11 protein-coding genes are annotated in these 12,742 nt (G+C 64.6%); 3 read left to right on the top strand and 8 right to left on the bottom strand.

Annotation, left to right across the window (positions count from 1 at the left end; genetic code table 11):
* Positions 1-73 precede the first annotated feature (73 nt).
* The 4 genes from NJF35_RS03610 to tcyJ all read right to left on the bottom strand — a co-directional run bounded on the left by NJF35_RS03610 (position 74) and on the right by tcyJ (position 3,813).
* Positions 74-1,315, bottom strand: coding sequence for an SfnB family sulfur acquisition oxidoreductase (locus NJF35_RS03610; RefSeq protein ID WP_225786663.1), 1,242 nt, complete (start codon positions 1,313-1,315; stop codon positions 74-76).
* Between the two features lie 274 nt (positions 1,316-1,589).
* Entirely contained in the window at positions 1,590-2,351 is a 762-nt protein-coding gene (gene tcyN, locus NJF35_RS03615) for an L-cystine ABC transporter ATP-binding protein TcyN (RefSeq protein WP_225786662.1), read from the bottom strand.
* A 2-nt stretch (positions 2,352-2,353) separates the two neighbouring features.
* Positions 2,354-3,022 carry a cystine ABC transporter permease gene (gene tcyL, locus NJF35_RS03620; RefSeq protein ID WP_225786661.1) on the bottom strand — a complete coding sequence of 223 codons (669 nt, stop codon included), beginning with the start codon at positions 3,020-3,022 and terminating at the stop codon, positions 2,354-2,356.
* A complete protein-coding gene (gene tcyJ / locus NJF35_RS03625; RefSeq protein WP_225786660.1) occupies positions 3,019-3,813 on the bottom strand; it encodes a cystine ABC transporter substrate-binding protein in 795 nt (264 codons plus the stop codon). Before tcyJ ends, tcyL begins: the two co-directional genes overlap by 4 nt.
* A gap of 287 nt (positions 3,814-4,100) precedes the next feature.
* On the opposite strand from tcyJ, the gene epsC reads away from it, so the two are divergent.
* Both epsC and betT read left to right on the top strand, forming a co-directional pair.
* Positions 4,101-5,033 (top strand): serine O-acetyltransferase EpsC, encoded by a 933-nt coding sequence (gene epsC, locus NJF35_RS03630; RefSeq protein WP_225786659.1) that lies wholly within the window; start codon positions 4,101-4,103, stop codon positions 5,031-5,033.
* 310 nt (positions 5,034-5,343) lie between these two features.
* Complete coding sequence (betT, locus tag NJF35_RS03635) at positions 5,344-7,305, top strand: choline transporter BetT (RefSeq protein ID WP_253090742.1); 1,962 nt, start codon at positions 5,344-5,346, stop codon at positions 7,303-7,305.
* A gap of 43 nt (positions 7,306-7,348) precedes the next feature.
* On the opposite strand, the gene tauD is transcribed toward betT, so the two are convergent.
* Genes tauD through tauA form a run of 4 tightly spaced genes read right to left on the bottom strand, consistent with a single transcriptional unit; the run spans position 7,349 to position 10,844 of the window.
* Complete coding sequence (tauD, locus tag NJF35_RS03640) at positions 7,349-8,182, bottom strand: taurine dioxygenase (RefSeq protein ID WP_225786658.1); 834 nt, start codon at positions 8,180-8,182, stop codon at positions 7,349-7,351.
* Between the two features lie 46 nt (positions 8,183-8,228).
* Positions 8,229-9,068 (bottom strand): taurine ABC transporter permease TauC, encoded by an 840-nt coding sequence (tauC, locus tag NJF35_RS03645; RefSeq protein ID WP_253080298.1) that lies wholly within the window; start codon positions 9,066-9,068, stop codon positions 8,229-8,231.
* Positions 9,065-9,859 carry a taurine ABC transporter ATP-binding subunit gene (gene tauB / locus NJF35_RS03650; protein ID WP_225786656.1) on the bottom strand — a complete coding sequence of 265 codons (795 nt, stop codon included), beginning with the start codon at positions 9,857-9,859 and terminating at the stop codon, positions 9,065-9,067. The genes tauC and tauB overlap by 4 nt, the downstream gene beginning before the upstream one ends.
* A gap of 13 nt (positions 9,860-9,872) precedes the next feature.
* Positions 9,873-10,844, bottom strand: coding sequence for a taurine ABC transporter substrate-binding protein (gene tauA / locus NJF35_RS03655; RefSeq protein WP_253080297.1), 972 nt, complete (start codon positions 10,842-10,844; stop codon positions 9,873-9,875).
* Between the two features lie 510 nt (positions 10,845-11,354).
* Between tauA and NJF35_RS03660 the strand changes: the two genes are divergently transcribed.
* On the top strand, positions 11,355-12,686 hold the full coding sequence (locus NJF35_RS03660; RefSeq protein ID WP_225786654.1) for an OprD family porin: 1,332 nt from the start codon (positions 11,355-11,357) through the stop codon (positions 12,684-12,686).
* Positions 12,687-12,742 lie beyond the last annotated feature (56 nt).

Below are 12,742 nucleotides of genomic sequence, written 5' to 3' on the forward strand. Positions count from 1 at the left end.
TGTTCGTGAGAACAGCGTCAAACCTATGGGTGCGGGCTTGTCCGCGAAGGGCTGCGAAGCAGCCCCGGCTCACTCAAATCCAGGAATGACGGGCAGGGCGGGTGCCGTTGAGGTGCCAGGCGCCGACCGCGTGGTATTTCCAGCGCACCGGGTCGTGCAGGGTGTGCACCCGGGCGTTGCGCCAGTGACGGTCGAGGTTGAACTCGGCGAGGGTGGCGCGGCTGCCGGCCAGTTCGAACAGCTTCTCGCTGGCTTGCAGGGCGATCTCGGTGGTCAGCACCTTGGCCTCGGCCACGGCGATCGAGGCACGTGCCGCGGCGTCTTCGTCCACGGCGCCGGCGTTGACCTCGTCGAGCACCCTGGCGGCCTTGCGCAGCAGGGCCTCGGCGGCATGCAGCTCGAGCTTGAGACGGCCGATGTCGGCGATCACGTAGAGATCATCGCCGGCCCGCTCGACCTTGGCGTCGACCCATGGCCGGGACTTGTCGCGCACGAAGGCGATGGCATCCTCGATCGCCGCTTCGGCGATGCCGGCATCGATGGCCGCCTGGATCAGTTGCGAGGCGGCACCCTGGGTGTTGGGGACTTCGCGCTGGCGGCGGGTGTCGATCACCAGGTCCGCCTCCACCGGCACCTGGTCGAGCAGCACGGTGCCGCTGGCGGTGGTGCGCTGGCCGAAGCCGGACCAGTCGTCGACGATGCGCAGCCCCGGGCTGCCACGGCGGACGAAGGCCAGGCGCTGGTGGCCCTCGTCATCCAGGGCCTTGACCGCTACCCAGTGGGCGAACAGGGCGCCGGTGGAGTAGAACTTCTCGCCACTGATGCGATAGCCGGCGCCGTCGCGGGTGATCCGCGCCTTGAGCGTCAGGGTGTCCTTGGTGCCGCGTTCGGGGCCGGCATTGCCGATGCGCCAGCCGTCGAGCACGGAACGAAACAGCACGGCCTGCTGCGCCTCGCTGGCGGTCAGGCGCAGCAGTTGGAGCATGCCGAACTGGTTCTGCGGGATCTGCCCGAGCGCCGGATCGGCGGCGCTGATGAGGCGAAAGACCTCGGCGATGGTGGCGAAGGAAACCTCGGGGCCGCCATGGGCCTTGGGAATGCTGATGCTGCCCAGGCCGCTGCGGGTGAATTGTTCGATCTCGGCCCATGGCAACCTGCGCTGCTGGTCACGGCGTGCGGCTTGCTGGCGAGCGGTCTCGGCCAGTTCGCGGGCGGCTTGCAGGGCCTCGGCATCGGTGCGCAGCACCTTGGCCGGCAGCAGCAGGGGCGAGCTGTCGAGATCGCTGGAGGGAAGCGTGTTCGGCTGGCTGGACATCAGTGCCGCTCCCTGGCTGCACTCAATGCCCTGGCGTTGCGCACTGGGGTGATTGTGATCCTGACCATTCCTTACCTCACAAAAGTTGAAAGCGTCGCCTCAGCTGACGGCGACAGACGTTTGCTGGTCCGGTGGTCCGGTCTATATACCCTATGCGCTTATAAAAACTTTATGAACTAACTTTTTGGACTATAGATAGAAGAGCCGCTCGGGCGGGGAAGGATGGCGCTTGATTGATAGGGGCGCAAAGCGCCCCCAGGTGCTCGAAAGCGCTCTAGCCTTGCGAGGCTGCCGTGCCAAGGAACTTGCGCAGGAACTGCCGCGTACGCTCCTCCTGCGGATGGGCGAACAACGCCTTGGCCTCGCCCTGCTCGACGATCACCCCCTTGTCGAAGAAGATCACCCGGTTGGCCACGTCCCGGGCAAAGCTCATCTCGTGGGTGACGATGATCATGGTGCGCTTTTCCTCGGCCAGGCCGCGGATGGTCGCCAGGACCTCGCCGACCAACTCTGGATCGAGCGCCGAGGTCGGTTCGTCGAAGAGGATCACCTCCGGTTCCATCGCCAGGGCCCGGGCGATGGCCACCCGCTGCTGCTGGCCGCCGGACAGGCGCCGCGGATACGCGTCTTCCTTGCCGCCCAGGCCGACCTTGGCCAACAGCGTGCGGCCCAGTTCCACGGCCCTGTCGCGGGGCATCTTCTTGACGATCACCGGCCCCTCGATGACGTTCTCCAGGGCGGTGCGGTGGGGGAACAGGTTGAAGTTCTGGAACACGAAGCCGGCCTGCTGGCGCAGACGGCGGATCGCCGCTTGCTGGCCGCCGAGCGGGCGGTTGGCGTCGATGCTGATGTCACCGACCTGGATGCGTCCGGCGTCGGGTGTCTCGAGCAGGTTGAGGCAGCGCAGGAAGGTGGTCTTGCCGGAGCCACTGGGGCCGATGATGGCCACCACCTCGCCGGGCTGGACGGTCAGGTCGATGCCGTTGAGCACGGTGTGGCCCTTGAACTGCTTGCTCAGGCCTTCTACGACGATCATCTTCAGTGCTCCCGGTCATGCTGGTTGACCCGCGCTTCCATGCGGTTCTGGAAGTGCGCGAGGATGCTGCACAGTATCCAGTAGATAACGGCCACGGCCAGGTACATGGTGAAGACCTCGAAGGTCCGCGCGGTGATCAGTTGGGCCTGGCGGAACAGCTCCGGTACCTGGATGGTCGCCGCCAGGGCGGTGTCCTTGACCAGGGAGATGAAGCTGTTGCCCAGCGGCGGCAGGGCGGTGCGCATGGCCTGTGGCAGGATCGCCCGGCGCATGGCCTGGGTGCGGGTCATGCCGATACTGGCGGCGGCCTCCCACTGGCCACGGTCGATCGAGGAAATCGCCGCGCGCAGGATCTCGCAGATGTACGCCGCCATGTTCAGCGACAGGCCGATCAGCGACGCCGGTATCGGGTCGAGTTCGATACCGATCTGCGGCATGCCGAAGTAGATCACGAACAGTTGCACCAGCAACGGCGTGCCGCGGAAGAACGACACGTACACCCGGGCCAGCCAGTCCAGCGGCAGGATCTTCGACAGGCGCATCAGCGCCAGGGCAAAGCCCAGGATCAGGCCGAAGAACATGCCGCCGACGCTGAGGACGACCGTGTAGCCAGCGCCCTTGAGCAGGAAGGGCGTGGAGTCGAGGACGAGTTGCAGGCTTTCGGCGATCATTGAGTGACGTCGGCACCGAAGTATTTCTCGGACAACTTGGCCAGGGTGCCGTCAGCCTTGAGCTTGTCCAGTGCCTTGTTGATCGCCTCGAGCAGCTCCGGCTCGCCCTTGCGCAGGGCCACGCCCGATTCCAGGCGCGAGAACGCCTCGCCGGCGAGCTGGGTGTCCTTGGCCTTCTGGGCGTATTCCAGGGCGGCCAGGCGGTCGATCAGGATGGCGTCGATGCGGCCGTTGCGCAGGTCGGCGAACTTGCTCGGGTCGTCCTCGTAGGTGCGCACGTCGGCCTGTGGCACGTCCTGCTTCACCCATTGCTCGTAGTTGGTGCCCAGGCCCACGCCAACCTTCTTGCCGGCCAGGTCGGCGGCCTTGTGGATATTCAATTGCTCGGCCTTCTTCTTCAGCACCAGGGCCTGGATGCCGGAGATGGTGTAGGGCTCGGAGAAGTCGTATTTCTTCTTGCGCTCCTCGGAGATGGTCACCTGGTTGACCACCACGTCCAGGCGCTTGGATTCCAACGCCGCGAGGATACCGTCCCACTTGGTCGGCTGGATCCTGGCCTTGACCCCCAGCTCCTTGGCCAGCAGCTCGGACAACTCCACCTCGAAACCGGCCAGCTTGCCGTTCTCGTCGACGAAGCTGAACGGCGGGTAGGTGCCCTCCAGGCCGATGCTGATGCTGCCTTTTTCCTGGATGGTCTTGAGTTGCTCGCCGGCGAAGGCCTGGTTGAACAGGCCGGTGCCCAGCAGGATGGCCAGGCTGGCGGTGAGAAGCGGTTTGGCGAATGTCGACATGTGTGGGCCCCGCGCTTGTTGTGGAAAGTAGTGGGTGGCGACTATAGGGGTGGGCTATATAGGTCTTGAAATAATAAAAATTTATTTTGTTATTTCTTTTATTTCTTTATCGAGAGGTTCGACAGCATTGAGGGTAGGTCAGGAATGCCTGGTCTGTCAGCGCTGCTTATGCCCGACTTAGCGCAGGATGGAATAAAGCGTTGTTTTTTCCAAGGGACGGATTTGCCGTAGAGTGGATCGTACCGGCGCAGCCATTACCAAGAAAACCGCCGGGTCAGGAGAATACCGTGAGCGAACATCCATCGACTGGGCATTGGCAACTGCAGGGTATCGTCAGCGGCTTGCGCAGCGCCCGTGAGCAATGGCGTAGCCGCAACGGCCGCAGCAGCGGCGAGCAAGGCGGGCGGGAATTGCCTTCGCGCGAGGCCATGCGGCAGATCCTCGAGCAGTTGTGCGGGGCGCTGTTTCCCATGCGTCTGGGGCCGGTGGACCTGCGTGAGGAAAGCGAGGACTTCTATGTCGGCCATACCCTGGATGCCGCCCTCACGGCGTTGCTGGCCCAGGCCCGTCTGGAGCTGCGCTACGCGGCGCGCCACGGCAAGGCCGAGATCGTCGACGTGGATGCCCATGCCCTGCGCCTGATCCAGGACTTCGCCGCCGCCCTGCCGGGCCTGCGCGTGCTGCTCGACACCGATGTACTGGCCGCCTACCAGGGCGACCCGGCGGCGCGCAGCGTCGACGAGGTCTTGCTGTGCTACCCGGGCATCCTGGCGGTCATCCACCACCGCCTGGCCCACCACCTGTACCAGGCCGGCTTGCCGCTGCTGGCGCGGATCAGTTCGGAGCTGGCCCACTCGGCCACCGGTATCGACATCCACCCCGGTGCGCAGATCGGCTCGAGCTTCTTCATCGACCATGGCACGGGCGTGGTGATCGGCGAGACCGCGATCATCGGTGAACGGGTACGCATCTACCAGGCGGTGACCCTGGGCGCCAAGCGCTTCCCGGCCGACGAGACCGGCATGCTGCACAAGGGCGAGCCGCGCCACCCGATCGTCGAGGACGATGTGGTGATCTATGCCGGGGCGACCATCCTTGGGCGGATCACCATCGGCAAGGGCTCGACCATCGGCGGCAACGTCTGGCTGACCCGCAGCGTTCCGCCGGAGAGCAACATCACCCAGGCGAACCTGCAGCTGGAATGCGAGGGGCAGAAGTAGGCCTGGCGCTTGGGATGACGGGGGCAGTCCATTCTGTGGGAGCCGGCTTGCCGGCGATGGGGCGCGAAGCGGCCCCAACTACCCGCGCCGTGAAAGGTTCGATGGTCGGCCGAACCGCGACCCCGGGTCGCATTGAACGCCGATCCATGTTTAACTTGAACGCTTGTTCAAATTAAACGCTGGTCCATTGCCGGTGTTCAACAGGAGGATTCCCTTTGCTGAACCCGTTCAATCCGAACCTTACGTCCTTCGACGAGGTGCACGTTCAATGACTGCACCGACGCCATCCCTTGCCAACGGCAAGATCCGCATGAACCCGCCGGTGTTCTATTTCGCGGCAAGCTTCATCCTCATCTTCGGCCTGGTGGTCATCGCCAACCCGCAGGCGGCGGGCAAGTGGTTGCTGGCGGCACAGAACTGGGCGGCCAACACGGTCGGCTGGTACTACATGCTGGCCATGACCCTGTACCTGGTCTTCGTGGTGGTCACCGCCTTGTCTGGCTACGGCAAGATCAAGCTCGGTGCCGACCACGACGAACCCGAGTTCAGCTACCTGTCCTGGGCCGGCATGCTGTTCGCCGCCGGCATCAGCATCACCCTGTTCTTCTTCTGCGTCTCCGAACCCCTGACCCACATGCTCCAGCCCCCCCAGGGCGAGGCAGGTACGGTGGAGGCCGGGCGCCAGGCGATGCAGTTGCTGTTCCTGCACTGGGGCCTGCATGGTTGGGGTGTGTTCGCCTTCGTCGGCATGGCCCTGGCCTATTTCGCCTACCGCCACAACCTGCCGCTGGCGCTGCGCTCGGCGCTGTACCCGTTGATCGGCAAGCGCATCAACGGGCCGATCGGCTACGCGGTGGACGGCTTCGGCATCATCGCCACGGTGTTCGGCCTGGGCGCCGACATGGGCTTTGGCGTGCTGCACCTGAACGCAGGCCTGGACTACCTGTTCGGCATCGACCACAGCCAGTGGGTGCAGGTGATCCTCATCGTGCTGATGATGGGCGCGGCCGTCGCCGTGGCGGTCGCCGGGGTGGAGAAGGGCGTGCGGGTGATGAGCGACATCAACTTGTTCCTGGCCTGCGCTCTGCTGTTGTTCGTGCTGTTCGCCGGACCTACCCAGCACCTGTTCAACACCCTGATCCAGAACCTGGGCGACTACCTTGGCGCCTTGCCGCGCAAGAGCTTCGATGTCTATGCCTACGGCGAGAACCGAGACTGGCTGGGCGGCTGGACGGTGTTCTACTGGGCCTGGTGGATCGCCTGGGCGCCCTTCGTCGGGCTGTTCATCGCACGGATTTCCCGGGGCCGCACGATCCGTGAGTTCGTCTTCGGCGTGCTGCTGATCCCGCTGGGGTTCACCCTGGCGTGGATGTCGATCTTCGGCAACAGCGCCATCAATCAGGTGCTCGAACACGGCATGACCGCGCTGGCCCAGTCGGCCTTGGACAACCCGCCCATGAGCCTGTACCTGCTGCTGGAAACCTACCCGTGGAGCAAGACGGTGATCGCGGTGACGGTGTTCATCAGCTTCGTGTTCTTCGTCACCTCGGCCGACTCCGGCACCGTGGTGCTCTCGACCCTGTCGGCCAAGGGCGGCAACGCCGACGAAGACGGGCCGAACTGGCTGCGCATCTTCTGGGGGGCGATGACCGCATTGGTCACCAGTGGGCTGCTGTTCGCCGGCAGCATCGACTCGCTCAAGTCCGCGGTGGTGCTGACCTCGCTGCCGTTCTCGCTGATCCTGCTGTGCATGATGTGGGGGTTGCACAAGGCGTTCTACCTGGAGTCCCAGCGGCAGATCGCGCAGATGCATTCGCTGGCACCGTTCGCCCAGTCACGCCGTGGTCGCGGCGGCTGGCGCCAGCGCCTGAGCCAGGCGGTGCACTTCCCATCGCGGGACGAGGTGTATCGCTTCATGGATGACGTGGTGCGCCCGGCCATCGCCGAGGTGACCGAGGTGTTCGAGCAGAAGGGGCTGGCGTTGATCACCCAGGACGATCCGAGCCATGACAACGTCAGCCTGAAGATCGGCCATGGCGAGGAACAGCCGTTCATCTACCAGGTGCAGATGCGCGGGTACTTCACCCCATCGTTCGCCCTCGGTGGGCTGGGGACCCAAGAGTTGAGGAATCGCCGTTACTACCGCGCCGAGGTGCATCTGTCCGAGGGCAGCCAGAACTACGACCTGGTGGGCTACAGCAAGGAGCAGATCATCAACGACATCCTCGACCAGTACGAGCGGCACATGCAGTTCCTGCACCTGGTCCGGTAGATCGCTGGGGCCGCTTTGCGGCCCCTTCGCGACACGAGGCCCTTCAGAACGGCACATCCCCAAGAATGGTCGCCCGGTGCATCACCCGCCGCTGCGGCCGGTAGTCGTCCACCGCGTAATGCTGGGTCACACGGTTGTCCCAGAACGCCACGTCATGCTCCTGCCATCTCCAGCGAATGCTGAACTCCGGCCGTGTGGCATGGGCGAACAGCAGCTTGAGCAGCGCCTCGCTCTCATGCTCGTTCAATTCGTTGATCCGTGTAGTGAACCCTTCGTTGACGAACAGCGCCTTGCGCCCGCTCACCGGGTGGGTGCGCACCACCGGGTGCGACAACGGTGGGTTGTTGCGCCGGGTCGCCTCCCAGCGTGCCAGGTCTTCGGGGGTGGTGCCGAAGCGCTCCAGGGGGAACGACTTGGTGAAGTCATGCGTGGCGGTCAGGCCGTCGAGCAGCGCCTGCAATGGCGCCGACAGCGCTTCGAAGGCGGCGATGCCGCTGGCCCACAGGGTGTCTCCGCCAAAGGCTGGCAACTGCTTGGCGCTGAGCACCGCGCCCAGCGCCGGCGTTGGCAGGAAGGTGACGTCGGTGTGCCACACGGCATTGTCGCGTACATCGGTGACCGCCGTGTCGAGGACCAGCACCTGTGGGGTGTCCGGCACGTTGGGGTAGATCGGGTGGATGTGCAGGTCGCCGAAGCGCGCGGCGAAGTTCGCCTGCTGTACCGGCTCGATCGGCTGGTCGCGGAAGAACAGTACCTGGTGTTCGAGCAACGCCTGCTCGATGGCATCGCGCTGTTCGGCGCTGATGTCGCGGGTGAGGTCCACGCCGCTGATCTGGGCGCCGAGCGCCGGGCTGAGGGGGGTGACGATCAGGCTCATGTCGGTTGCTTTCCTAGGCGCCGGGGTGCCGGCGTGGTCAGTGTCATCAGTGGCTCTGCCCGTGCCAGGGCACCAGCTTGCGTTGCAGGGCGCGCAGGCCCATCTCCAGGGCGAAGGCGATCAGGGCGATCAGCAGGATCCCCAGCACCACCACGTCGGTGACCAGGAACTGCGCCGCCGACTGCACCATGAAGCCCAGGCCGCTGGTGGCGGCGATGAGCTCGGCGGCCACCAGGGTCGACCAGCCGACACCCAGGCCGATGCGGATGCCGGTGAGGATGTCGGGCAGGGCGCTGGGCAGGATCACGTGGCGGATCAGCTGGGCCTTGCTGGCGCCCAGGGACTGCGCCGCGCGCAGCCTGGCCGGATCGACGGTGCGCACGCCGGTGGCCGTGGCGATGGCGATTGGGGCGAAGATCGCCAGGTAGATCAGCAGCACCTTCGACAGCTCGCCGATGCCGCACCAGATCACGATCAGCGGCAGGTAGGCCAGCGGAGGGATCGGCCGGTAGAACTCGATCAGCGGGTCGAGGATGCCGCGGGCCACACGGTTATGGCCGATGGCGAGGCCGACCGGGATGGCGCTGAGCACCGCGGCGCCCAGGGCCAGGCCGATGCGCCCGAGGCTGGCGCCCAGGTGTTGCCAGAGGCTGGCGTCCATGTAGCCCTGGCTCAGCAGTGTCCAGGCCTTGGCCAGGATGTCGGCGGGCGAGGGCAGGAACAGCGGCTCGATCCAGCCGGCCGCGGTCACCAGCCACCAGGCCAGCAGCAAGGTGGCCAGGGTCAGGGCGCTGATCCAGCGGGTCGGCAGCGCGCGGCGTGCCTTGGCGGAGGGGTGTGGCCGGGCGTTGCGCTTGGCGGCGACCGGCAGGTCCAGGCTGCTCATGCGGACTCCTGCCGACGGGCGGCTTCGCGTTGGGAGAACACCCGCGCCAGTACGTGCTCGCGGGTCTCGATGAAGCGTGGGTGGGACTTGATCGCCCGCGCCGGCTCACCGGCGGCGTAGCGCTGGCCGAAGTCCAGCTGCAGGCGCTCGACCACGCGCCCCGGGTTGGGCGCCAGCAACACCAGTTCGCTGGCGAGGAACACGGCTTCCTCGATGTCGTGGGTGATCAGGAACACCGGCTTGGCGGTGCGTTGCCAGACTTGCAGCAACAGCTCCTGCATCTGTTCGCGGGTGAAGGCGTCGAGGGCGCCGAAGGGTTCGTCCATCAACAGCACCCGAGGGTCGGCCGCCAGCGCTCGGGCCAGGCCCACGCGCTGTTTCTGGCCGCCGGAGAGTTGCCAGATGCGCCGCTCGCCGAAGCCGGCGAGGTCGACCAGGGCGAGCATTTCGCGGGCCTTGGCCTCGCGCTCGGCGCGGGGCACTCCAGCGAGTTCCAGGCCAAAGGCGACGTTGCTCAGCACGTCCTGCCAGGGCAGCAAGGCGTCGTCCTGGAACACCACGCCGCGCTCGGCGCCCGGGCCCTGCACCGGCGCGCCATCGAGGGTGATGCGCCCACCGCTGGGGGCGACGAACCCGGCGATCAGGTTGAGCAGCGAGGTCTTGCCGCTGCCGGAGGGGCCCAGGGCTACCAGCAGTTGGCGGGGGCCGAGGTTCAGGTTGATATCGGCCAGCACCGGGGTGGTGGCGCCGGGGTACTGTGCGCTGATGCGCTCCAGTTCGAGCAAGGCCATGGCAGGCTCCGGATCAGTTGGGGAGGTATTGCGCGCTGACGTAGGGCGAGTAGTCCGGCAGTACCGCCTCGACCTTGCCTTGCTGCTTGAGGAAGGTGGCGGTGTCGGTCAGCGCCTGGGTGGTCGGTGCACCGAGCGCGCTGGCCTGGTCGGCGGCCAGGGGGTAGACGTTGCCCTGCAGCAGCACCGGGATATCGGCGGGCTTGGCGCCGGAAAGCTTGGCCAGCTTGGCGACGTTGTCCGGGTTGGCCAGCCAGGCCTGTGGGTCCTTGCCGTAGTCGGCGTAGGCGTCGAGGGTCACCTTGGCGAACGACTTGACGATGTCCGGGTGCTTGGCGGCGAAGTCCTTGCGCACGATCCAGGCGTCGAAGGTCGGTGCGCCTTTCTCGGCCAGCTCGCCAGAGGTGATCAGCACCTTGCCGTTCTCCTTGGCCACGCCCAGGGCAGGGTCCCAGACGTAGGTGGCGTCGATGTCGCCACGTTTCCAGGCGGCGATGATCGCCGGTGGCGCCAGGTTGAGGATCTGCACCTTGGCCGGGTCGATGTTCCAGTTCTTCAGGGCGGCCAGCAGGCTGTAGTGGCCGGTGGAGACGAAGGGCACGGCGACTTTCTTGCCGACCAGGTCCTGCGGCGTCTTGATGCCATCGCGGGCGACCAGGGCTTCGCCGGCGCCGATCTGCGTGGCGATCAGGAACGTTTCCACCGGCAGCTTGCGGGTGGCCGCGGCGGCCAGCGGGCTGGAGCCCAGGTAGCCGATCTGCACGTCGCCGGAGGCCACGGCGGTGATCACGTCGGCGCCGTTGTCGAACTTGCGCCAGTCGATGCTGGCCTGGCTGGCCTTTTCATAGGTGCCATCGACCTGGGCGACCTTGGCGGGGTCGACGGTGGTCTGGTAGGCCACCGTCAGGTCGGCTGCCTGGGCGAACCAGCTGGCGCCGGCCAGGGTCAGGGCGGCGAACAGGCGCAGCGGAGCGTGCGGGATCATGGGAGGACTCCTCGTCAGGCAATCAGGGTGATGGATGGCGAGAGGCTAAATGATCTAAGAAATTAAAAATAAATAACTTTTTAGCATTAGCTTAGGAGCCAATCGCTTTAAGCCTGGGGCGGCAGGCTGACGGGACGTGATCTTGCGCAATGGCGAAACAAGAGAGGCCTGCTAGGCTTTCCGGGCTTTGCGGCAGGGTGATGACGGTTATAGGCAAACGTTTGCAAATAACCTAAAGGAATGGTAGCTGGGTGCCGATACAACTTTTGGTAGTAAAGGTTCCTAGATTATTCCTTAAAAATCTTAGTAATTCATAAAACAGTCATTTTGGATTTATAGGATTGTCATTATCCTGTAGCGCAGGCGGCGTCTTAGACCAAAGTCGTGAAATGATTGGTAACGATTGACTTCACGGCCACTCTTTGGTGCTAAATCGCCCATCCCGGGTGAGCGGGGCAGAAGATCCCGCCGCCAGAGACGCACAAGAATTAGAACGTAGAGGAGCAAAACATGTACAAGTCCAGCCTGGCCCTGGCCGTGGCACTGGGGGTTCTCGCCCAACAAGCAAGCGCAGCCGGTTTCATCGAGGACAGCAAGTTGTCCCTGAGCTCGCGCACCATGTACTTCAACGACGACAACCGCGAAGGCGGTGCCGACCAGAAAGAAAGTGGCCAGGGCTTCAAGCTCGACTACCTGTCTGGCTTTACCGAAGGCACCGTAGGTTTTGGCGTTGATGTTCAAGCGCTGTGGGGCATTCACCTGGATGGTGGCCGTGGTAGCCGTCCAGATGCCAACAACACGTTCTTCCCAAGTGACTCCGACGGTTCGGCCGTCCACAATTGGGCCCGCATCGGTGGTAACGCCAAGGCGCGCTTCTCGAAGACCGAGGCCCACTTCGGTAGCGCCCTGGCGCCGAACCTGCCGATCCTGGTCTCCAACGACGGTCGTCTGCTGCCGCAGACCTTCGAAGGTGGCACCATCACCTCGAAGGAAATCGACAACCTGACCATCAATGCCGGTCAGCTGACCCACGCCATGGGTCGTGCTTCGAGCAACCGTACCGGCCTGTCGGTCGCTGGCGCCTCGGCTGACAGCAACAAGTTCCGCTTCGGTGGCGTGGACTGGAAAGTCACTCCAGACCTGACCCTGCAGTACTACTACTCGAACCTCGAAGACTTCTACAAACAGCACTTCCTGGGTGCGACCCACGTCTTCAAGATCTCCGACGACTCGTCGTTCAAGACCGACCTGCGCTACTTTGACAGCAGCAGCGACGGCAAGAACGGCGACGGCGGCGGCTACAACTTCAACAACAACGGTGGTTACGCCAAGAACACCGGCGAGGTCGACAACAAGACCTGGTCTGCCATGTTCACCTATACCCTGGGTGGCCATGCGTTGATGGTCGGCCATCAGCAAGTCAGCGATGACGGCGGTTTCGTCTGGCTGAACCAAGGCAACGTCGAAGATGGCAACGGCAACCTGGAAGGCGCTGGCGGTGCCAGCTTCTACCTGTTCACCGATAGCATGATCAACCAGTTCGCACGTGCGGGTACCAACACCACCTTCGGTCAGTACAGCTATGACTTCGCCCGTGTCGGCGTACCTGGCCTGAAAGCGTCGGTCGCTTACCTGCGTGGTACCGACATCCGTAACGCTTCCGGCAACGGTACCTACCATGAGTGGGAACGCGATGCGCGGATCGACTACGTGATCCAGGAAGGTACCCTCAAGGGCCTGGGTGCCAGCCTGCGTCACGGCGTCTACCGTGGCGAGGGCGAAGCACCGGTCGACAAGGACCAGACCCGCTTCATCGTCAACTACACTTACAGCTTCATGTAAGTCGTAGCTGCATACAAAAGCCTCGCCTAGTGCGAGGCTTTTTTGTGATCGCGATT

It is taken from the genome of Pseudomonas guariconensis (assembly GCF_024127895.1).
Lineage (GTDB): Bacteria > Pseudomonadota > Gammaproteobacteria > Pseudomonadales > Pseudomonadaceae > Aquipseudomonas > Aquipseudomonas guariconensis_B.

Excerpts from the sequence above, each read along its gene's own strand:
- NJF35_RS03610 (WP_225786663.1), bottom strand. The coding sequence starts at position 1,315 with ATGTCCAGCCAGCCGAACACGCTTCCCTCCAGCGATCTCGACAGCTCG.
- tcyN (WP_225786662.1), bottom strand. The coding sequence starts at position 2,351 with ATGATCGTCGTAGAAGGCCTGAGCAAGCAGTTCAAGGGCCACACCGTG.
- tcyL (WP_225786661.1), bottom strand. The coding sequence starts at position 3,022 with ATGATCGCCGAAAGCCTGCAACTCGTCCTCGACTCCACGCCCTTCCTG.
- tcyJ (WP_225786660.1), bottom strand. The coding sequence starts at position 3,813 with ATGTCGACATTCGCCAAACCGCTTCTCACCGCCAGCCTGGCCATCCTG.
- betT (WP_253090742.1), top strand. The coding sequence starts at position 5,344 with ATGAACCCGCCGGTGTTCTATTTCGCGGCAAGCTTCATCCTCATCTTC.
- tauD (WP_225786658.1), bottom strand. The coding sequence starts at position 8,182 with ATGAGCCTGATCGTCACCCCCCTCAGCCCGGCGCTCGGCGCCCAGATC.
- tauC (WP_253080298.1), bottom strand. The coding sequence starts at position 9,068 with ATGAGCAGCCTGGACCTGCCGGTCGCCGCCAAGCGCAACGCCCGGCCA.
- tauB (WP_225786656.1), bottom strand. The coding sequence starts at position 9,859 with ATGGCCTTGCTCGAACTGGAGCGCATCAGCGCACAGTACCCCGGCGCC.
- tauA (WP_253080297.1), bottom strand. The coding sequence starts at position 10,844 with ATGATCCCGCACGCTCCGCTGCGCCTGTTCGCCGCCCTGACCCTGGCC.
- NJF35_RS03660 (WP_225786654.1), top strand. The coding sequence starts at position 11,355 with ATGTACAAGTCCAGCCTGGCCCTGGCCGTGGCACTGGGGGTTCTCGCC.